Origin of the sequence: Methylobacterium sp. 13MFTsu3.1M2, from assembly GCF_900112625.1 — a bacterium.
GTDB lineage: Bacteria > Pseudomonadota > Alphaproteobacteria > Rhizobiales > Beijerinckiaceae > Methylobacterium.
This window is the reverse complement of sequence record NZ_FOMM01000003.1, coordinates 68,257-89,090: the sequence shown is the minus strand read 5'-3', so window position 1 is coordinate 89,090 and position 20,834 is coordinate 68,257. Positions and strand designations below refer to the sequence as shown.

Sequence of the window (20,834 nt, the reverse complement as noted above, 5' to 3'; positions counted from 1 at the left end):
GGAAACGTTGAGAATCGCCTTCCCGGCGCGGGGCGCCGGGGAGGCGGCGCCCGTTCAGGCGCGGCAGGCCTCGAAGCCCTCCTTGATCGCCGCCGGATCGAGGTTGCGGCCGATGAACACCACCCGCGAGACCCGCTCCTCGTCCTGGCCCCAGTCGCCCTGCACGTCGCCGTCGAGGATCATGTGCACGCCCTGGAAGACGAAGCGCTTCGGCTCGTCGGGGAAGGCCACGATCCCCTTGCACCGCAGGATGTCCGGACCCTGCGACTGGGTGAGGTTCGAGATCCACGGCATGAACTTGTCCGGGTCGACCGCGCCCTCGATCTTGGCCGAGATCGAGCGGATGTCGGAATCGTGATGGTGGTGGTGCCCTGCCTCGAGGAAGTCGGGCTCGACGTCGAGGATGCGGTCGAGGTCGAAGGCGTTGCGCTCGAGGACCGCGTCGAGGGGCACGGCGCAGTTCTGCGTGCGGTGGAGCTTGGCCAGCGGGTTGATCGTGCGGATCTCGGCCTCGACGCGGTCGAGGTCGGCCGGGGAGACGAGGTCGCTCTTGTTGAGCAGGATCACGTCCGCGAAGGCGATCTGGTTCTTCGCCTCCGGCGCGTCCTTCAGGCGGTCGGACAGCCACTTGGCGTCGGCCACCGTCACCACGGCGTCGAGGCGGGCGGCCTCGCCGACATCCTGGTCGACGAAGAAGGTCTGCGCCACAGGGGCCGGGTCGGCGAGGCCGGTCGTCTCGACGATGATCGCGTCGAACTTGCCCCGGCGCTTCACCAGCCCGTCCATGATCCGGATCAGGTCGCCGCGCACCGTGCAGCAGACGCAGCCGTTGTTCATCTCGAACACCTCCTCGTCCGCGCCGACGACGAGGTCGTTGTCGATGCCGATCTCGCCGAACTCGTTGACGATCACGGCGTAGCGCTTGCCGTGGTTCTCGGTGAGGATCCGGTTGAGGAGCGTGGTCTTGCCCGCGCCGAGGTAGCCGGTGAGCACGGTGACCGGGATCTTGCCGGCGGCGGAACCGGGAGCGGCCGGGGCGGAAGCGTTGCTCGTATCGGACATGACGGCTTCTTCGGTGACGGGTGCGGGATCGCGCGGGCCTGGACCCGCGAGCGTTGTCATATTGTAACAAATCCCGTCAAAGGAAGACGGGGCCACACGGTTTCGCGACCGGGGCGCCGGATCGATTGCCTGTCGGACAAGCTTTGCTCTAGGCACGCCGTACCGCCCGAATCTTCCCGCGGCGCGCCATAGAAAAGCACCAGCGACCGCATTGATGTAGGCGTCGTCCGGGCACGTATCGTACTCTCGTCACCCAGCCCGGACTCTCGGTCCGGACCTAGAAGATCATCCGCATGGACGCCCGAAATCCGCTGGACCAGGACGAGGCCGTCGCCGTCCCCGCGCGCGGGCGCCGGTGGCCCGGCCTGCTGATCGCCGCCGTCCTGCTCGCGGCCGCCCTGGGCGCCGCCATCGCGTTTCCCGACCGGACCCGCGAGGCCGCCGCGCACCTCGTCGCGGCCGTGACCGGGCTGTTCGCCCCGGGCAACCCCGACCCGGGCATCGACGTGGAGAAGGCCGGCCCGGTGGAGCGGGTGTTCCGGCCCTCCAAGGAGCAGCGGGCCGCCTTCGAGATCCTGCCGGTCGCCAACCTCGTGTTCCGGCCCGAGGGCTCGGCCGAGGGACGGATCGCCCTCAACGAGGACGACAACGTCCCGGTGGTCTCGCCCTATGCCGGCCGGGTGACGAAGGTCCTGGTCCGCGCCGGCGACGACGTGAAGGCCGGCGACGTGCTGCTGACGCTCGAGGCCACCGACATGGTCCAGGCGCAGAACGACTATCAGGCGGCCGTGAACAACCTCCAGAAGCAGCAGGCGCTCCTGAAGCTCGACCAGACCATCGCGCAGCGCCAGCAGGAGCTGTTCCAGGCCCGCGCGACGGCACTGAAGGACTACCAGTCGGCCCAGAACGACGTCATCGCCGCCCAGAGCGACCTGAAGACCGCCGAGGGCGCCCTCGACGCGGTGCGAAGCCGCCTGCGCCTGCTGGGCAAGACCGACGCCGAGATCGCCGCCTTCGAGAAGAACGGCACGATGAGCGCCGAGACGCAGATCCGGGCGCCGATCGCCGGCACGATCGTCCAGCGCAAGGTCGGCATCGGGCAGTACCTCTCGGCCTCCAGCGACCCGGTCTTCGTGATCGGCGACCTGTCGACGGTCTGGCTCGTGGCCAACGTCCGCGAGAGCGAGATCCCCAAGATCCGCATCGGCCAGGAGGTCGAGGCGAAGGTGGCGGGCTTCGGCGCGCGGGTGTTCAAGGCCCGGGTGAACTACATGGCCTCCAGCCTCGACCCGGCGACGCGGCGCCTCGCGGTGCGCAGCGAGGTCGACAACCCGGACCGGGTGCTGCGCCCGGAGATGTTCGCCACCTACACGATCATCACCGGCAAGGGTGAGCCGAGCCCGAGCGTGCCGGTGGCCGCCATCGTGTACGAGGGCGACCGCACCCACGTCTGGGTGGCGCGGCCCGACGGCGCCGTGGAGGCGCGCGACATCAAGCTCGGCCTGATCAACGGCGACAACGCCCAGGTCGTCCAGGGCCTGAGCGCGGGCGAGCAGGTCGTCACCCGCGGGGCCCTGTTCATCGACCGGGCGGCCACCGGCGACAAGGCGTCCTGAGCGGGGATCCGATGAACGCCCTGATCGCCTTCTCGCTGCGCCAGCGCGTGCTGGTGGTGCTGCTGTTCGTCGTGATGCTCGGCGTCGGCTACGGCGCCTACACGCAGCTCAACATCGAGGCCTACCCGGATCCAGTCCCGCCGCTCGTCGACGTGATCACCCAGAATCCGGGCCAGTCGGCCGACGAGATCGAGCGCTACATCACCATCCCCCTGGAGGTGGCGCTCGCCGGCATCCCGAACGCCCAGGTGGTCCGGACGATCTCGCTGTTCGGCCTCTCGGACGTGAAGGTCCAGTTCAACTACGAGTACACGTACGAGCAGGCGCTGCAGCGGGTGCTCAACCGCCTGTCGCAGGCGCCGACCCTGCCCAACGGCGCCACGCCGCAGATCTCGCCGACGAGCCCTGTGGGCGAGATCATGCGCTACAAGCTCGTCGGCCCGGCGGGCTACTCGCCCATGGACATGAAGACCCTGCAGGACTGGGTGCTGCAGCGCCGGTTCAAGGCGATCCCCGGCGTCGTCGACGTCACGGCCTTCGGCGGCAAGGCCAAGGAGTACGAGGTCGCGGTCGACCTGAACCGCCTCCAGGCCCAGGGCCTGACCCTGGTGCAGCTGACCAACGCGCTGAACAACGCCTCGATCAACGTCGGCGGCCAGACGCTGAACGTCGGGCAGCAATCGGCGGTGGTGCGCGGCATCGGCCTGATCCGCGACATGGACGACATTCGCGACACGATGATCAGCCTCGTCAACGGCACCCCGGTGCTGGTGCGGGACGTGGCGGAGGTGCGCGTGTCGAACGCCCCGCGCCTCGGCATCGTCGGCCACGACAACCAGCCCGACATCGTCGAGGGCATCGTGCTCATGACCCGCGGCGGCAAGAGCCTGCCGACGCTGGAGCGGGTCGAGGCCGAGATCGACAAGATCAACAGCTCCACGATCCTGCCGCCCGACGTGAAGATCGAGCGGATCTACGACCGCTCGGGCCTGATCCACACCACCACCCACACGGTGATGCACAACCTCGTTTTCGGCGTGGTGCTGGTCTTCGTGGTGCAGTGGCTGTTCCTCGGCTCGCTCACGAGCGCGATCATCGTGGCGGCCACGATCCCGTTCGCGCTCGGCTTCGCGATCCTGATCCTGGTGGTGCGCGGCGACTCGGCCAACCTGCTGTCGCTCGGCGCGATCGATTTCGGCCTGATCGTCGACGCGACCGTGATCATGGTGGAGAACGTCTTCCGCCACATCGCCGAGCCCGATCACGTTAAGGGCGAGGATCCGCCCGACGGCCTCACCGGGCGGCTCGGCACGATCGCGATCGCCGGGCGCGAGGTGAACCGGGCGATCTTCTTCTCGGCGACGATCATCATCGTCGGCTTCCTGCCGCTGTTCACGATGACCGGCGTCGAGGGCCACATCTTCGGCCCGATGGCCAAGACCTACGCGTACGCGCTGCTCGGCGGCCTGCTGGCGACCTTCACGGTCTCGCCCGCGCTCTCGGCCCTCATGCTGCCGAAGAAGCTTGAGGAGCGCGACACCCTGATCGTGCGGGTGCTGCGCGTCGGCCACGAGGCGGCCCTGCGCTTCGGCCTGCGCAACCGGATCCTGGCGGTCGCCGTGATGCTGGCGGTTCTGCTGGTCTCGGGCCTCACGGCCCGCAATCTCGGCCTCGAGTTCCTGCCGCGTCTCGAGGAGGGCAACCTCTACGTGCGCGGCACGATGCCGTCCTCGATCTCGCTGGAGGCCGGCAACGGCTACGTCCAGCGCATGCGCAAGATCTTCCAGGAGGTTCCGGAGGTCACCACCGTCCTGTCGCACCAGGGCCGCCCGAACGACGGCACCGACGCCACCGGCTTCTTCAACGTCGAGATCCTGGCGCCGCTCAAGCCGATCGACCAGTGGCGCAAGGGCCTCGACAAGGAGACCCTGATCCAGGACCTCAGCAAGAAACTGGAGGCCGAATTCCCCGGTATCGAGTTCAACTTCTCGCAGTATATCGAGGACAACGTCCAGGAGGCCGCCTCGGGCGTGAAGGGCGAGAACTCGGTCAAGATCTACGGCAACGACCTCGCGCAGCTCACCAAGACCGCCAACGCCGTCAAGGCCGCGCTCGCCACCGTCCCGGGCGTCACCGACCTGTCGGTGTTCGAATCCCTCGGCCAGCCGACGGTGCGGATCGACGTCGACCGCCACAAGGCCGCCCGCTACGGCCTCTCGATCGGCGACGTGAACACCACGATCCAGGCGGCGATCGGCGGCCAGACCGCGGGCGACCTCTACGAGTACGGCTCCGACCGCCACTTCCCGATGCGGGTGCGGCTCGCCAAGGAGTACCGCTCCTCGCTCGCCGGCATCCGCAACATCGCGGTCGGCGCCCAGAACCCGAACGGCGGCGTGATCCAGGTGCCGCTCTCCGAGATCGCCGACGTCGACCTCGTCTCCGGCGCCTCGTTCATCTACCGCGAGGACCAGCAGCGCTACATCCCGGTGAAGTTCTCGGTGCGCGGCCGCGACCTCGGCAGCGCCGTGCTCGAGGCCCAGCGCAAGGTCGCCGACGCGGTCGACCTCCCGCCAGGCTACCGGCTGGAATGGGTCGGCCAGTTCACCAACCTGAAGGAGGCGGCCGCCCGCCTCAGCCTCGTGGTGCCGATCACGCTGCTGCTGATCGCGCTGCTCCTCTACATCAACTTCTCATCGGTGGCCGACATGCTGCTGACCCTGTCGGTCATCCCGATGGCGATGATCGGCGGCATCTTCGCCCTGGCGCTGACCGGCACGCCGTTCTCGATCTCGGCGGCGATCGGCTTCATCGCGCTGTTCGGGATCTCGACCATGGAGGGCGTGATCCTGCTCGCCTACTACAACCAGCTGCTCGACGAGGGCTGGAAGCGGCAGGAGGCGGTCTGGCACGCCGCCGTGGTGCGCATGCGCCCGGTGATGATGACCTGCGTGGCGGCCTGCGTCGGCCTGCTGCCGGCCGCGGTCTCCACCGGCATCGGCTCGCAGGTGCAGAAGCCGCTGGCGCTCGTGGTGGTGGGCGGCATCATCCTGGCGCCGAACCTGATCCTCGTGATCGTCCCGGTGCTGATCTCACTGTTCTCCCGCCGCCGCCCGAACCCGGACGCCCGGGCGCGGCCCGCGCACCGGGCCGCCGCGTGAGCCGGCTCACGACCCCGCGGGCCGGCGCGCGGCCCGTTGCAGGGGGGCCACAACGGCCACACCGCGCGCGCCGCCCGGGGATGGTCGGATTGACTTGGCAGCGGGTCGCGCCGCTCTACCGAGGTGAGGTTTTCGGGGGCGGGATGGTGAGCTTTGCGCCGAGACGGTGCGGACGGGCGACCGCGTGGCTGGCGGCCTCCCTGGGCCTGTCGGCCTGCGCGGTCGGCCCGAACTTCGTGGCGCCCGAGGCTCCGCCGGTCGGCCGCTACACCAGGGAACCGCTGCAGAATCCCTCCGCGGCCGACAACATCCGGACCCGGCAGGGCGGCTCGGCCGACCAGAGCTTCGTGTCCGGCGCCGACATCCCGGGCGAGTGGTGGAGGCTGTTCCACTCGAAGGCCCTGAACCGCGTCGTCGAGCAGGCGCTCGCCAACAACCCGACGCTGGAGGCCGCGCAGGCCTCCCTGCGGGTGGCGCAGCAGAACGTGCTGGCCCAGAAGGGCACCCTCTACCCGAGCCTGACCGCGACGCCACAGGTCCAGGGGGCGCTAGCGCCCGGCCTCGACCTGCAATCGCCCCTCAACAATCAGAGCCGGTACCTCTACAGCCTGTCCACGCCGCAGGCGGTGGTCTCGTACAATCCCGACGTGTTCGGCGGGAATCGCCGGCAGATCGAGTCGCTGGAGGCCACCACCGAGAACCAGCGCTTCCAGCTGGAAGCGGCCTACCTGAGCCTGACCGCCAACGTCGTCGCCGCCGCGATCCAGGAAGCGTCCCTGCGGGCGCAGATCGACGCGACCCGCAAGGTGATCCAGGCGCAGACCGAGGTCCTGCAGCTCTACAACAAGCAGCTCTCGCTGGGTCAGATCGCCGGGGCCGACGTGGTGCAGCAGCAGGCCGCGCTGGCGCTGTCGCAGCAGCTCCTGCCGCCGCTGGAGAAGGCGCTCGCGCAGCAGCGCAACCTGCTGACCGCGCTGGCAGGACGCCTGCCTTCCGACGAGGTCTCCGAGACCTTCGACCTCGCCGCCCTGCGCCTGCCGACCCGGCTCCCGGTGAGCCTGCCCTCGCGGCTCGTGCAGCAGCGGCCCGACGTGAAGGCGGCGGAGGCCCTGGTGCAGCAGGCGAGCGCCAATGTCGGCGTCGCGGTGGCGAACCGCCTGCCGCAGTTCAGCCTGACCGCCACGGGCGGCTCCAGCGCCACGCGGATCGCCCAGATCGCCAATCCGGGCGCGGCGTTCTTCACGATCGTCGGGCAGGCCACGGCGCCGATCTTCGATGCCGGCACCCTGTTCCGGCGCCAGCGGGCCGCCGAGGAATCGCTGACGGAGGCGCAGGCGCAGTACAAGGCGACGGTGATCACCGCCTTCCAGAACGTCGCGGACGCGCTGCGCGCGCTCCAGGCCGACGCGAAGGCCGTGGCCGCCGCCGACGCCGCGGTGAGCGCCACGAACCAGAGCCTCGCGCTGATCCGCAAGCAGTACACGGCCGGGGCGATCACCTCCTCGCAGGTGCTGATCGCCCAGCAGGGCTACCTCTCGGCGCTGGTGACCTCGGCGGCGGCGCGCGCCACCCAGTACGCCGACACCGCCGCGCTGTTCGTGGCCCTCGGCGGCGGCTGGTGGAACCGCGCCGACGTGGCACCGCCGCCACCCGAGAAGGACCCGCTGAAGTTCCTCTGACGGGGCCGCCTCAGGTGTACATCGCGATGGCGTCCTGCAGCATCTGGTCGGTGGTGCTCATGACCTTGGTGTTGGCCGTGTAGGCCTGCTGGGTCTCGATCATCTTCGAGAACTGATCCGAGATCCCGGCATTCGACTGCTCCACCGAGCCGGCCGTGATGGTCGCGCCGTTGAGGCCGTAGCTCGGCGTCCCGGACTGGCCGGTGGCCACGTAAGTGCCGCCATCGAGCGAGGCGAGGTTGTCCTGCATGCCGAACTGCGCCAGCTGCAGCGTGCCGAGGGCCAGGGTGCTGCCGTCCGCGGCCGTGCCCGTGAGGGTGCCGGCTGGCGAGACCGCGAGGCTCGCCAGGGTGCCCGCCCCGGTCGGAACCTGGACGGGGGTCGTCGCCGAGGGGCCGGCGAACAGGTAGTAGCCCGCGCCGTTGGAGAGGTAGCCGCTGGCGTCCGGCGCGAAGTCGCCGCGCCGCGTGTAGCCGGTGTCGCCGGCGAAGGCCGGGCTGTCCGGCGTCCCGGTGTTCTTCTTGACGACGAAGTAGCCGTTGCCCGAGATCGCGAGGTTGGTCGCCACACCGGTCGACTGCATCGTGCCCTGGATGTTGAGGCTGTTGCGCGTGCTCGGCAGCACGCCACCGGTCAGCTGCGTGCCGTCCCGGGTCTCGGCCAGCATGTCGGCGAACCGCGTCTCGGTGGACTTGAAGCCCACCGTCTGGGTGTTGGCGATGTTCCCCGAGATGTTGTTCAGGGCCAGCGACTGCGCCGAGGCGCCGGAAATCGAGTTCGAGAGCGCGGTGTAAAGGCCCATCGGGGTCTCCGTTCGCCGGAGCGGCACGGTCCCCGATCCGACGGAAGCCGATAAGGACCCACTATGGTTAACCGACGGTGTGTGACCGCGTGTTGCTGAGCCGGCCCGCGCCGCTCGCGCGACGCCGGCGGACGCGTCACGCCCCGAGGGCGCTCAGCACGATCTCCCGCCGGTGCGGCCGGTCGCGGTGCTCGATCAGGTAGATCCCCTGCCACGTGCCGAGCGCCAGCGCCCCGCCGACCAGCGGGATGGTCAGGGCCGAATCGGTGACCAGGGTGCGGATATGGGCCGGCATGTCGTCCGGCCCCTCGGCGCCGTGGACGTAGCCGGCGTGGCGCGGCGCGAAGCCGTCGAGCGCGGCCATCAGGTCGGTCTGGACGTCGGGATCGGCGTTCTCCTGGATGGTCAGCGAGGCCGAGGTGTGCCGGCAGAACACCGTGACGAGCCCGTCCCGGACGCCGCTGTCGCGCACGAACGCGGCCACCGCCGCGGTGAAGTCCGTGAAGCCCGGTCCCGGGGTCGCGACGGTGAGGCGCGCGCTGGCGTGACGCTCCACCGGACCGGAGGCCAGCGCCTCGACCGGCCCGATCCTGCTCTCCCGACCGTGTCCCTGCCTCATGTGATCGTCTCCGATAAGGTCGTGCCCGGCGCGATCTCGCGCTCGCCGCGGGCGAGGATCCGTTCCAGCACGTCGATCCGGTCGGCCTCCGCGGGCGGCTTGTCCCAGCGGATGCGGCTGACCCGGGGGAAGCGCATCGCCACCCCCGACTTGTGCCGGGTCGAGCGCTGCACGCCCTCGAAGGCGATCTCGAGGACGAGCCCGGCCTCGCGGCCGTGGGCGACCTCGCGCACCGGACCGAACCGCTTGGTGGTGTTGTTGCGGACGTAGCGGTCGAGCTTGGCGAGCTCGGCGTCGGTGAAGCCGTGATAGGCCTTGCCCACCGGCACCAGCTCGTCGCCCTCGGGGGCTTCCCGCCAGACGCCGAACGTGTAGTCCGAGTAGAAGGAGGAGCGCTTCCCGTGCCCGCGCTGGGCGTACATCATCACGGCGTCGACGATGTGCGGCTCGCGCTTCCACTTCCACCAGGGTCCCTTGGGGCGTCCCGGCAGGTAGGGGCTGTTGAGGCGCTTGAGCATAACACCCTCGATGGCGTCGGCATCCGCGCCGGCGCCCACCGAGGCCGGGTCCGCCCGGGCGGCCGCCAGGGCCTCCCAGTCCGCGAAGGGCACGAGCGGCGAGATGTCGATCCGCGCGTGGTCGAGGCGCGTGACCAGCGCCTCCAGCTTCCGCCGCCGCTCCGCGAAGGGTTCTGCCCGAAGGTCGTCGCTCTCCAGGGTGAGGAGGTCGTAGGCCCGCACGTGGGCCGGGAACTCCTCCAGGAGCTTGCCCGTCACGGCCTTCCGGTTCAGGCGCTGCTGCAGCACGTTGAAGCTCTGCACCCGCCGCTCGCGGAGGATCAGAAGCTCGCCGTCGAGGGCGCCCGCGAAGGTGATGGCCTCGGCGAGGTCCGGGAACGCCCCGGTGATGTCCTCGCCGGTGCGCGAGTAGACCTTCCCGACCTGCTGGCCGGCCCGGTCGAGACCGCCGACGAGCTGGACGCGGATGCCGTCCCACTTCCACTCGGCCGAGAATGCCTCGGCCTCCAGCTTCTCGAGGTCGGCCTCCTCCTCGATCGGGTGCGACAGCATCGGCGGCCGGAACGGCGCGGGGTTCAGGGTCTCGGGCCGCTCGGCCCGGCCCTCGACCCAGGCGAACAGGGTCTCGAAGGGCGGGGTCAGCCCGTGCCAGACCTCCTCGACGGCGTCGGCGTCGTGGCCGCCCAGCGCGCCGACCGCCGTCTTGGCGAGACGCGCCGAGACGCCGACCCGCAGGTTGCCGGTGACGAGCTTCAGGAGCGCCCAGCGCCCGGTCTCGTCGAGGGCGTCGAGCCAGTCGGCGAGATGGCGGGACAGCTCGCGCTTGGGGATGGTCGCGAGGGTTTCCACGACCTCGGCCAGGGTCGGGACATGCGGCGGCGGGTTGTTGTGGCCGGGCCCCGGTTCCCGCGGCGCCTCCGCCGGTCCCGGCCAGATCAGCGCCGTCGTCTCCGCGAGGTCGCCCACGTAATTGTGCGACAGCCGGAACAGCACCGGGTCGATCCGCTCCTCGACCAGTCCCCGGATCAGGGCCGGCTTGGCCTCGCGGAAGCTCAGCGTGCCGGTCATGGCGCCGAGCGCGTAGCCGCGCTCGGGATCGGGCGTGCGCGCGAAGTAGTCCTGGAGCATGCGCAGCTTGGCGTTGCGGCGCGGCTCGTAGGCGAGGCGGTCGAGCAGGTGGGCGAAGTCGTTCACGCCGCCGCCTCCGCCTCGGAGCCCGCCTCCGAGGTCCCCTCGACCTCGCCGTCATCGCCGTAGCCGAGCAGGTGGAGCGGCTTCGCCCGGATCCCCTGCGTCCCGCACCAGTGGACCAGCGCGTCCTCCTGGCCGTGGGTCACCCAGACCTCGCCGGCTCCGGTGTCGCGGATGGTGCGGCACAGGTCCGGCCAGTCGGAATGGTCGGAGATCACCAGCGGCAGCTCGACGCCCTTCTGGCGGGCGCGGGCGCGCACCCGCATCCAGCCCGAGGCGAAGCAGGTCACCGGGTCGGGGAACTTGCGGGACCACAGGTCCTGGATCGACGAGGGCGGGCAGAGCACGATCGCCCCGTGCAGGTCCTTCCGCTCGGCGGCCACGACCTTGGGCGTGTCGCCGAGCGGCACGCCCTCCTCCTTGTAGAGCGTCGTCAGCTTCTCCATGGCGCCGTGCAGGTGGATCGGGCGGTCCCAGCCCTCCTCGCGCAGGAGCGCCATCACCCGCTGCGCCTTGCCGAGCGCGTAGGCGCCCACGATGTGGGCGCGCTCCGGGAACAGCTTCACCGATTCGAGGAGCTTGCGGACCTCGCCCCGCGTATCGGGATGGGTGAAGACCGGCAGTCCGAAGGTCGCCTCGGTGATGAACACGTCGCAGGGCACGACCTCGAAGGGCAGGCAGGTCGGGTCCGGCGCGCGCTTGTAGTCGCCCGACACCACGACGCGGACGCCGTCCCGCTCGATGGCGATCTGTGCCGACCCGAGGACGTGGCCGGCCGGGGCGAAGCGCACGGTCACGTCGCCGACGCGGAGCGCCGCGCCGAGCTGCGCCTCCTGCCGCTGGCGGCAGAAATCCGCGCCGTAGCGCACCGCCATGATCCGCAGGGTCTCGGGCGTCGCTAGCACCTGGCCGTGGCCCGCGCGGGCGTGGTCGGCGTGCCCATGCGTGATCAGCGCGCGCTCCACGGGCCAGGTCGGATCGACGTGGAAGCGCCCGAGGGGGCAGTAGAGACCCTCGCGGGTCAGGGTGAGGAGATCGCTGGCGCGTATCGGCATCGGGTCCGTGCTGCCGGTGGAGTCCGCCGGTGGCCCCGGTATATAGGCGCCCCCGACCCGGCAGACGCATGGCCTCGCAGCTCAGTTCCGGCGACCTCCTCGCCGATCGCCGCTACCGCTACGCCGAGGCCTGCCTCGCCGACGGCGACCACGCGGGCGCCGCCGACCTCGCCGAGCAGGTCTTGGAACGCGCCCCGCGCTACGCGCCGGCCTGGCTCCTGCTGGGCCGGGCGCGCGCGGGTCTGGCCGCCGCCGGCACCGATCCGACCTTGCGCGACGCGGCGGCGCGGGCCTTTTCCCGCGCCCTCGACATCGATCCCGAGGACCGGCTGGGCGTGCGCGCGCACCTCGCCCGCCTGGGCGGCGGCGACACCCTCCCGGTCCTGTCGCCGGCCTATGTCCGCGCCCTGTTCGACGGCTACGCGCCGCGCTTCGAGCGCCACCTCGTGGACGGCCTCGGCTATGTCGGCCCGCAGCTCGTCCGCGACGCCCTGCCGCGCGTTCCGAAGCGCTTCGCGGTCGGTCTCGATCTCGGCTGCGGCACGGGGCTGATGGGTGAGGTCATGCGCGACCGGGTCGACCATCTCACCGGGATCGACCTCTCCCCCGGGATGTTGGCGGTGGCGCGGGCCAAGACGGCGCAGGGTCGGCCGCTCTACGAGCGCCTCGTCGAGGGCGACATCGGCGCCGCCCTGGCCGACCTGCCGGAGGCGTCGGCCGACCTCTGCCTCGCCGCGGACGTCCTGATCTACGTCGCGGACCTCGCGACGTTCCTGGCGCGGGTGGGGCGGGTCCTGCGGCCGGGCGGGCTCGGCGCCGTCACGGTGCAATCCCACGACGGCCCCGGTTCCGTCCTGGGCGAGGACGGCCGCTACGCCCACGCGGAAGCCCACATCGCGGCGACGGCAGCCGCGTCCGGATTGGAGCTGCTGACGACGAGACCGGCGGAAGTCCGTCGCGAGGGCGGACGACCGGTGCCGGGGCGCGTCGTTGTGTTGCGGCGCACATCGGCATGAAACCGCTCCGCTATTCGTCCATTGTCAGTCGACCGCGACTAGGCGCGGCGGCTCGATCGGGGGATCAGCATGGCGGAATACGGAAGTCGGACAGGTGGTGCAGCACCGGAGCGGAAACCTGAGCCACCGGCCGACAAGTCGTTTCCCGCCGATCCGCGAACCCGGATTCCCTTCGCGATCGCCCTCGCGGCGCTCGCGGGCTGCGCCGATTCCATCGGCTTCCTGGAATTCTCGCAGCTCTTCATGTCGTTCATGTCGGGCAACACCACCCGCTTCGGCGTGGCGGTAGCCAACGCCGACTGGGAGAACGTCAGCCGCGTCGCCAGCACGATCTGCATGTTCTGCTTCGGCGCCTTCCTAGGAACGCTGATCGCCGCCTGGGTCGGGCGCTGGCGCCTCGCCGTCCTGCTGACGCTCCAGGCCCTGCTGCTCGCCGGCGGCCTGCTGATGCCCTGGGGCACCTTCGCTTACCCGCTCCACGCCTACCCGATCGTCCTGGCGCTGGGCCTCCAGAACGCGACGCTGCAGGACGAGGGCGGCCGCTCCCTGGCGCTCACCTACGTCACGGGCGCCGTGGTGCGTTTCGGCACGGGCTGCGCCAACCTGCTGCTCGGCACGGTGGCGCCGTCCTTCTGGATCCAGGCGCCGCTCTGGGCCGGGCTCAGCACCGGCGCCGTCGTCGGCGGCCTGCTCGACATGCGCTACGGCGAATCGGCCTTCCTCTTCCCGGCGGCGCTGGCCGCCATCCTGGCGATGATCGCGATCGTCCTGACCATCGCCAAGCCGGGCAGCACCCTGGTGGCGGGCTCCTCCCCGGCACCCGACGCCAGCCCGAAGGCCGAGGTCATCGACGCGATCCACTGAGACCCGGCCGCGGCGGGATCGGGGTCAGCCGTCCGAATCCCGGACGCTGCCCCGGCCCTGCTTGATCGCGGCGCGGCTCTTCTTCGCGCCGATGCGCCGCTCCTGCGAGCCCCGGGTCGGCTTCGTGGGCCGGCGGATCGGCGGCGGCGGCTTGGCCGCCTCCGCCACCAGATCGACGAGCCGCTGCAGCACGTCGGCCCGGTTGCGCTCCTGCGTCCGGTGCCGCTGCCCGGCGAGGACGAGAACGCCGTCCTTGGTCATCCGCCGTCCGGCGAGCCGCACCAGATTGGCCCGCACCCGCTCGTCGAGGGCGGGCGAGGCCAGCGCCGCCCAGCGCAGCTGGACCGCGGTCTCGACCTTGTTGACGTTCTGTCCGCCGGCCCCCGAGGCGCGCATGAAGGACAGCTCGATCTCGTCCTCGTCGATGGCGATGCGCGGCGTCACGCGCAGGGCCATGGCGCCCTCCCCGGCTGCGCGACGACGGCGCGCCGCGCCCCCGCGTCGGGTGCGCAGCCCGCGAGCGGGCGGATGCGGATCGGCGGCTCCGTCACCATATCTGTCCCGTGCCTCCCGTCCCGTACCCCGTCGGCGCGATCCCGCCCGCGTCCCCAGCGGGGCCCCGATTCAGGCCGCCTCGGCCGGCGTGCGGGCGCGGAGCGCGAGGGCGTGCAAACCCCGCTTGAACGCGTCGTCGAGCAGCGCATTCACCAAGCGGTGCCGCTCGACGCGGCTCTTGCCCTCGAACGCCGACGCGACGATGTCGAGCCGGTAATGGGTCTCGCCCCCCGGCCGCGCTCCGGCGTGGCCGGCATGCAGATGCGACTCGTCGATCACGTCGAGCCGCGCCGGCGCGAGTTGCTCCCGCAGCCGCGCCTCCATCCAGTCCCGCAGGGTGCCGCCCGCGCCCGCACCGTCCGTCATCGTGCCCTCGCGTCGTGTCCGTGGGCGCCGTCAAGCCCGATCCCGCGCATGCGTCATCAGGCCCGGTGCCCTTGTGTCTCAGGTCCGCCCCCTCATAATCGGCCCGTCATGGATCTCAACTCGCGCCTGTTCGACAGCATCCGGATCAAGCCGACCTGCGACGAGCCGAAGCCCGCCGCGGAAGCCGGCTGCGAGAGCCCCGGCTGCACCCATCCGGGCCTGTACCGGGCGCCGAAGGGGCGGAAGGCGGAGGGCCAGTACTGGCGCTTCTGCATCGACCATGTCCGCGCCTACAACGCCACCTACAATTACTTCGATGGCATGAACGACGCCGCCGTTCAGGCCTACCAGAAGGACGCGATCATCGGTCATCGCCCAACCTGGGCGATGGGCGTGAACCGGACCGGCGAGGCCAAGCCGGCGGACGAGCCGGTTCGGGACTGGGCCTACGTCGATCCCCTCGGCATCCTGCGCGGCGAGGGCGTCGGCGACGCGCGCCGGCGTGCCCGCCAGCCCGAGGAGCCGCGCAAGCCCAAGCACTCGGCGACGGTGCGCCGCGCCCTCGACGTGATGGGCCTCGAGGAGGGCGCGGACGCGGCCGCCATCAAGGCGCAGTACAAGGTGCTGGTGAAGCGCTTCCACCCGGACGCCAACGGCGGCGACCGCTCCTTCGAGGAGCGCCTGCGCGACATCATCCGCGCCCACGACGTGCTCCGCGCGGCCGGTCTCTGCTGAGCGGCACGAACGATGCACGCCGGTTCGCACCCAGGATAGGGCAAACCGCGCGGGGCGGCCCTATATGGGATCCATGCCGGTCGGTGGCGCGCGAGCGCGCCGCCGTCTAAGGATGGCTCCGCCCCGCCGCGGAGGCCCGGCTCGACGTCCTTCCGCGCGGATGCTTCACTGTTTGGGAGTGGAGCGCCCGCGCCTCACGAGGTTCCGAATGCTCTCTGACGCTACGCCCGCCGCGCTGCCCGACCGCACCGTCTCCGTCCGCGATGTCTTCGGCATCGATCTCGACCTCAAGGTGCCGGCCTTCGCCGAGCCCGAGGAGCACGTGCCGGATGTCGACCCGGACTACATCTTCGACCGGGAGACGACGCTCGCGATCCTGGCCGGCTTCGCCCGCAACCGCCGCGTGATGGTCACCGGCTATCACGGCACCGGCAAGTCGACCCATATCGAGCAGGTCGCCGCCCGGCTGAACTGGCCGTGCATCCGGATCAACCTCGACAGCCACGTCTCGCGCATCGACCTCGTCGGCAAGGACGCCATCGTCCTGCAGGACGGCAAGCAGGTCACCGCCTTCCAGGACGGGATCCTGCCCTGGGCGCTGCAGAACAACGTCGCGCTCGTGTTCGACGAGTACGACGCCGGCCGCCCGGACGTGATGTTCGTGATCCAGCGCGTGCTGGAGCTCTCGGGCCGGCTGACGCTCCTCGACCAGAAGCGCGTGATCCGCCCGCACCCGGCCTTCCGGCTCTTCGCCACCGCCAACACGGTGGGCCTCGGCGACACGTCGGGCCTCTATCACGGCACGCAGCAGATCAACCAGGGCCAGATGGACCGCTGGTCGATCGTCACCACGCTGAACTACCTGCCGCACGACCGCGAGGTCGACATCGTGCTCTCGAAGGCGACGCATTACCGGGGCGACCAGGGCCGCGACATCGTCAACCGGATGGTGCGCGTGGCGGATCTCACCCGCAACGCCTTCATGAACGGCGACCTCTCCACCGTCATGAGCCCGCGCACGGTGATCACCTGGGCCGAGAACGCCGACATCTTCAAGGATATCGGCTTCGCCTTCCGGGTGACGTTCCTCAACAAGTGCGACGAGCTGGAGCGGACGCTGGTGGCCGAGTTCTACCAGCGCGCCTTCGGCAAGGAGCTGCCCGAGAGCGCGGTGAACGTCGCGCTGAGCTGACCCGCATGGAGGACGCGATGGCGCATCCGGCCCCGACGCGCGAGGACGCCCCGGCGACTGCGCACGCGCGGGGACGGACCCGCCACGCGGACGATCTCTACACCTGGGTTCAGGAGCAGGTGGCACTGCTCCGCGCCGGCCGGGTGGACGCGCTCGACCTCGACAACATCGCCGAGGAGCTGAGCGACGTGGGTTCGGAGCAGTACGATAAGCTCGAGAGCGCGATCGAGGTGCTTCTCGCCCACGCCCTCAAATGGGATCTCCAGCCCGAGCGGCGCAGCCGAAGCTGGTCGCTGACGATTGCGGAACAGCGCGTGCGGATCGACAGGCAGGTGCGCAAAAATCCAGGTCTCAAGCCGCGCATCGCCGAAGCCGCCAGCGAAGGCTACCGGATCGGTCGGATCCGAGCCGCTCGCGAGATGAAGCGATCGCCCGAAACCCTGCCCACGGACTGTCCCTACAGCTGGGACGAGATCCTGAACCGCCCCTTCGCGTTCGAGGACGACCGGTAGCGCTGATGTCCATCTCCAACCGCAAGCCCGGCGAGCGCCGCGAACCCGTGGCCGAGCCCCTGAAGCGCTCGGTGGCCGGGTGCCTGCGCGCCATCGCCCGGCGCTCCGAGGTCGAGGTCACCTACGCGACCGACCGGCCGGCGCTCACCGGCGACAAGGCCCGCCTCCCTGAGCCCCCGCGCAAGCTCTCGGCGCAGGACGTCGCGGTGCTGCGCGGCAATGCCGACGCCATGGCGCTGCGGCTGGGCTGCCACGACGTGGCCGTCCACCGCCGTCTCGCCCCCGAGAACGCACCCGCGCGCGCCGTGTACGACGCGGTCGAGCAGGCCCGGGTCGAGGCGATCGGGTCGCGCCGGATGGCGGGCGTGGCCAGCAACATCTCGGCGATGCTGGAGGATCGCTACCATCGCGGCGGCAAGTACGAGTCCATCACCGACCGGGCCGACGCTCCGATGGAGGATGCCGTCGCCCTGATGGTGCGCGAGCGCCTGACCGGCCAGAAGCCGCCCGAGGCCGCCACCAAGATCGTCGAGCTGTGGCGCGAGCATATCGAGGCCAAGGCCGGCCCGAACCTCGACGGGCTGCTCGGCTCGATCGAGGATCAGCGCAAGTTCGCCCGCTCGGTGCGCGACCTCCTCACCTCCCTAGACATGTCGGACGAGACGCCGTTCGACGCGGAGGACGACGAGAACGACGACGAGAACGACGCCCAGGACGACGAGCAGAACCCCAGCGAGGGCGATTCGGAGGAGAAGAGCCAGGGCGAGCGCGCCGAGATCGAGACCTCCGAGGAGGCCTCTGACGAGATCGAGGAGGGCGCCCAGGAATCCGCCGACGCACCGTCCGGTGAGTTGCCCGAGGAGGCCGAGGACGCGGAGTCGGAGGAGGCCTCGGAGGCCTCGCGCCCGCCGCAGCGGCAGGGCAACGAGGCGCGCGGGCCCGAGTACAAGGTGTTTAATCCGCGGTTCGACGAGGTCATCCACGCCGAGGAGCTGTGCGACGCCGACGAGCTGTCGCGCCTGCGCTCCTACCTCGACAAGCAGCTCTCGCACCTGCAGGGCGTGGTCGGCCGCCTCGCCAACCGGCTCCAGCGCCGCCTCCTCGCCCAGCAGAACCGCGCCTGGGAATTCGATCTGGAGGAGGGTCAGCTCGACCCGGCGCGGCTCGTGCGCGTGGTCATCGACCCGTACCAGCCGCTCTCCTTCAAGCAGGAGAAGGACACCAATTTCCGCGACACGGTGGTCACGCTGCTCCTCGACAATTCGGGCTCGATGCGCGGCCGGCCGATCACCGTGGCGGCGACCTGCGCCGACATCCTGGCGCGGACGCTGGAGCGCTGCGGCGTGAAGGTGGAGATCTTAGGCTTCACCACCCGTGCCTGGAAGGGCGGCCAGAGCCGCGAGGCGTGGCTCGCCGCCGGCAAGCCGCCGAATCCCGGTCGCCTGAACGACCTGCGCCACATCGTCTACAAGTCGGCCGACGCGCCCTGGCGGCGCGCGCGGAAGAACCTCGGGCTGATGATGCGCGAGGGGCTGCTCAAGGAGAACATCGACGGCGAGGCCCTGGACTGGGCGCACAAGCGCCTGCTCGGACGGCCGGAGCAGCGCAAGATCCTGATGGTGATCTCCGACGGCGCGCCGGTGGACGACTCGACCCTGTCGGTGAATGCCGGCAACTACCTGGAGCGGCACCTGCGCTGGATGATCGAGGAGATCGAGACGCGCTCGCCGGTGGAACTGCTGGCTATCGGCATCGGCCACGACGTGACCCGGTACTATCGCCGCGCCGTGACGATCATCGACGCCGAGGAGCTCGGCGGGGCGATGACCGAGAAGCTCGCCGAGCTGTTCGAGGAGGACGGCGCGGCGCCGACGGGGCGGATGCTGCGCGCAGCGGGCGGGCGGCGGTAATCACGCCCCGCGCTGCTGCGCGCAACAGACGATCCGCGTCGAGGAAGCTGGCAGATCCGGACCGAACCTCGACACGGTTCATGTTCGCAACTTGGACGGCGAAGCCCCCTCCGTCATCACGAGCGCAGCGAAGTGACCTAGGGCAGCGCGGGGCTTGTCCACGTGGCGCCGCCTGGATTGCTTCGCTCCGCTCGCAAAGACGGCGCAGGGGCATCGGCCGGACATTGACGGCAGCCTGCGGCCGAGCTCTGGATTGCTTGGAGTGGCATGCCAGACGCAAACAAGCGGAAACCGCCGCGGCCTCGACGGCCACGGCGGTTCAAACCGTCCGATAGGGGCGTGAAGCCCGACGACTCAGGCTGCGGCGGCCGGGGTCTCGGCGAGCTTCTTGTGGATCTCGCGCTTCAGGAGGCGCGCGGTCTGCGACAGGTCGCCCTCGCTGGCCTTGATCAGGAAGGCGTCGAGGCCGCCGCGGTGCTCCACCGAGCGCAGGGCGTGCGCGGTGACCCGCAGGCGGACGCGCTTGCCCAGCGCGTCGGACTGGAGGGTGACGTTGCACAGGTTCGGCAGGAACCGGCACTTGGTCTTGCGGTTCGAGTGGCTCACGAGGTGGCCGACCTGAACGGCCTTGCCGGTGAGTTCGCAGCGGCGCGCCATGATAAAAAACGATCCCGTCTCGTTCCGCCCGGTGAAGACCCGATCGCGGCCGGCGCGATCATCGTCGCAGCGGGCGGCGCCCATTGCGTGTTCCAGGTCCGGCGGAGTCCTGTTGAAGGCGCGAGCCTATAGGCGACGAAGGCGCGGTGCGTCAAGGTGCCGGCGGGGGCAGGCGGGGTCCGGCGTCGCGCCGGACGACCAACGGTCTGTTAACCACGATGCCGGGATATAGCCTTCTTCCACCTGCAGGAAGGCACCTCTCCCCGCTCCGTGCGTCGCAGAGGACGTCGGCGAGCGGGTGTGTTCGAGAGGGTGCGTTCGAGCGAGTGTCTTGGCCCGCCCGCCCTGGGATGCGATCCGGATCATGAGCGCCACGCCAATCCGTCGAATGATCAAGCCGTCGAAGAAGCACGCTGCCGGGCGCCTCGCGGGCAGCCTCCTCGCGGTCGCGGTCCTCGCGGCCCCGACCGATGCCGGCGCGCGGACGTCGCGGGCCAAGCGGGCCGCGCCCGCCGCCGCGACCGTGGCGGTCGATTACGGTATCAACCTCGCCGGTCTCCCGATCGGCACGGCCCGCCTCGCCGGCTCCTTCGACCGCGACCGCTACATGATGGACGTGTCGGCCGTGCTCACCGGCCTCGTCGGCGCGATCACCGGCGGCAAGGGCTCCGCCCGGGCCTCGGGAAGCTTCTCGGCCGCGCCGCAGCCCGGCGCCTTCGCCATCGCGACCCAGACGGCGAGTTCCGGCATCGCGGTGCGCATGGCCCTGGCGCGCGGCAACGTCGTCCAGGCCGAGATCACGCCGCCGCTCGTCGACATGCAGGACCGCGTGCCGGTCACCCCGGCCAACAAGCGCGGCATCATCGACCCGGTGAGCGCGCTGCTGATGCCGACCCAGGGGCGCGGCGAGCCGCTCGACCCGGAGAACTGCAACCGGACCCTGCCGGTCTTCGACGGCGCCACCCGCTTCAACGTGGTGCTGAGCTACGCCGAGACCCGCCCGGTGCAGAAGCCCGGCTATGCGGGGCAAGTCCTCGTATGCAACGCCCGCTACCAGGCGGTCGCCGGCCACCGGCCGGACCGGCCGGGCGTCAAGTTCATGGAGGAGAACCGCGAGATGTCGGTCTGGCTCGCCCCCGTCGAGGGGACGCGCGTCCTGATCCCGCTGCGCATCTCGGTGCTCACCACGATCGGCACCAACATCATCGAGGCCACACGCTGGAGCCAGAGCGGCACGCCGACGACCACCGGCACGGCCGGCGCCGCCGGCAACAGTGTCGCGCAGGCGAGCCTGTCCGGGCAGTAGCGGCGCGTCAGGGAGCGT

Annotated in this window: 18 protein-coding genes; 10 read left to right on the top strand and 8 right to left on the bottom strand. The window is 70.7% G+C overall.

Annotated elements, in window-relative coordinates:
* Positions 1–54: 54 nt before the first annotated feature.
* On the bottom strand, positions 55–1,062 hold the full coding sequence (locus BM314_RS02505) for a CobW family GTP-binding protein (protein WP_091679649.1): 1,008 nt from the start codon (positions 1,060–1,062) through the stop codon (positions 55–57).
* Positions 1,063–1,355: 293 nt separating this feature from the next.
* Here BM314_RS02505 and BM314_RS02500 point away from each other — a divergent pair, with 293 nt between their 5' ends.
* The 3 genes from BM314_RS02500 (at position 1,356) to BM314_RS02490 (ending at position 7,518) form a co-directional block, all read left to right on the top strand.
* Positions 1,356–2,678 (top strand): efflux RND transporter periplasmic adaptor subunit, encoded by a 1,323-nt coding sequence (locus BM314_RS02500; protein WP_091679652.1) that lies wholly within the window; start codon positions 1,356–1,358, stop codon positions 2,676–2,678.
* A gap of 11 nt (positions 2,679–2,689) precedes the next feature.
* Complete coding sequence (locus BM314_RS02495) at positions 2,690–5,839, top strand: efflux RND transporter permease subunit (protein ID WP_091976736.1); 3,150 nt, start codon at positions 2,690–2,692, stop codon at positions 5,837–5,839.
* A 143-nt stretch (positions 5,840–5,982) separates the two neighbouring features.
* Entirely contained in the window at positions 5,983–7,518 is a 1,536-nt protein-coding gene (locus BM314_RS02490) for an efflux transporter outer membrane subunit (RefSeq protein ID WP_091679658.1), read from the top strand.
* Positions 7,519–7,528: 10 nt separating this feature from the next.
* Here the strand turns inward: BM314_RS02490 and BM314_RS02485 are convergent, their stop codons facing one another.
* The 4 genes from BM314_RS02485 to BM314_RS02470 form a co-directional block, all read right to left on the bottom strand.
* A complete protein-coding gene (locus tag BM314_RS02485) occupies positions 7,529–8,320 on the bottom strand; it encodes a flagellar hook basal-body protein (RefSeq protein ID WP_091976734.1) in 792 nt (263 codons plus the stop codon).
* Positions 8,321–8,456: 136 nt separating this feature from the next.
* Positions 8,457–8,939 carry a secondary thiamine-phosphate synthase enzyme YjbQ gene (locus BM314_RS02480; protein WP_091976733.1) on the bottom strand — a complete coding sequence of 161 codons (483 nt, stop codon included), beginning with the start codon at positions 8,937–8,939 and terminating at the stop codon, positions 8,457–8,459.
* Positions 8,936–10,651, bottom strand: a complete 1,716-nt coding sequence (locus BM314_RS02475) for a cisplatin damage response ATP-dependent DNA ligase (RefSeq protein WP_091976731.1) — start codon at positions 10,649–10,651, stop codon at positions 8,936–8,938. Before BM314_RS02475 ends, BM314_RS02480 begins: the two co-directional genes overlap by 4 nt.
* The gene (locus tag BM314_RS02470) at positions 10,648–11,703 is read right to left on the bottom strand and encodes a ligase-associated DNA damage response exonuclease (RefSeq protein ID WP_056525831.1); all 1,056 of its coding nucleotides are present in this window, start codon (positions 11,701–11,703) and stop codon (positions 10,648–10,650) included. The genes BM314_RS02475 and BM314_RS02470 overlap by 4 nt, the downstream gene beginning before the upstream one ends.
* 68 nt (positions 11,704–11,771) lie before the next feature.
* On the opposite strand from BM314_RS02470, the gene BM314_RS02465 reads away from it, so the two are divergent.
* Complete coding sequence (locus BM314_RS02465; protein WP_091976730.1) at positions 11,772–12,719, top strand: class I SAM-dependent DNA methyltransferase; 948 nt, start codon at positions 11,772–11,774, stop codon at positions 12,717–12,719.
* A gap of 69 nt (positions 12,720–12,788) precedes the next feature.
* Positions 12,789–13,583 carry a YoaK family protein gene (locus BM314_RS02460; RefSeq protein ID WP_056525824.1) on the top strand — a complete coding sequence of 265 codons (795 nt, stop codon included), beginning with the start codon at positions 12,789–12,791 and terminating at the stop codon, positions 13,581–13,583.
* Between the two features lie 24 nt (positions 13,584–13,607).
* On the opposite strand, the gene arfB is transcribed toward BM314_RS02460, so the two are convergent.
* Both arfB and BM314_RS02450 read right to left on the bottom strand, forming a co-directional pair.
* Positions 13,608–14,039, bottom strand: a complete 432-nt coding sequence (gene arfB, locus BM314_RS02455) for an alternative ribosome rescue aminoacyl-tRNA hydrolase ArfB (RefSeq protein ID WP_091926121.1) — start codon at positions 14,037–14,039, stop codon at positions 13,608–13,610.
* Positions 14,040–14,207: 168 nt separating this feature from the next.
* Positions 14,208–14,504: a BolA family protein gene (locus BM314_RS02450; RefSeq protein WP_020092683.1), complete on the bottom strand. Its 297-nt coding sequence runs from the start codon at positions 14,502–14,504 to the stop codon at positions 14,208–14,210.
* A 108-nt stretch (positions 14,505–14,612) separates the two neighbouring features.
* Here BM314_RS02450 and BM314_RS02445 point away from each other — a divergent pair, with 108 nt between their 5' ends.
* The 4 genes from BM314_RS02445 to cobT all read left to right on the top strand — a co-directional run bounded on the left by BM314_RS02445 (position 14,613) and on the right by cobT (position 18,853).
* Complete coding sequence (locus BM314_RS02445) at positions 14,613–15,239, top strand: J domain-containing protein (RefSeq protein ID WP_020092684.1); 627 nt, start codon at positions 14,613–14,615, stop codon at positions 15,237–15,239.
* Positions 15,240–15,447: 208 nt separating this feature from the next.
* Positions 15,448–16,431 (top strand): cobaltochelatase subunit CobS, encoded by a 984-nt coding sequence (gene cobS, locus BM314_RS02440; protein WP_012320633.1) that lies wholly within the window; start codon positions 15,448–15,450, stop codon positions 16,429–16,431.
* Positions 16,432–16,436: 5 nt separating this feature from the next.
* A complete protein-coding gene (locus tag BM314_RS02435) occupies positions 16,437–16,943 on the top strand; it encodes a DUF29 domain-containing protein (RefSeq protein ID WP_091976728.1) in 507 nt (168 codons plus the stop codon).
* A gap of 5 nt (positions 16,944–16,948) precedes the next feature.
* Positions 16,949–18,853, top strand: coding sequence for a cobaltochelatase subunit CobT (cobT, locus tag BM314_RS02430; protein ID WP_020092686.1), 1,905 nt, complete (start codon positions 16,949–16,951; stop codon positions 18,851–18,853).
* A gap of 354 nt (positions 18,854–19,207) precedes the next feature.
* On the opposite strand, the gene rpmB is transcribed toward cobT, so the two are convergent.
* Positions 19,208–19,510, bottom strand: a complete 303-nt coding sequence (rpmB, locus tag BM314_RS02425) for a 50S ribosomal protein L28 (RefSeq protein ID WP_091976893.1) — start codon at positions 19,508–19,510, stop codon at positions 19,208–19,210.
* A 364-nt stretch (positions 19,511–19,874) separates the two neighbouring features.
* On the opposite strand from rpmB, the gene BM314_RS02420 reads away from it, so the two are divergent.
* Complete coding sequence (locus BM314_RS02420) at positions 19,875–20,816, top strand: DUF3108 domain-containing protein (protein WP_234081223.1); 942 nt, start codon at positions 19,875–19,877, stop codon at positions 20,814–20,816.
* Positions 20,817–20,834 lie beyond the last annotated feature (18 nt).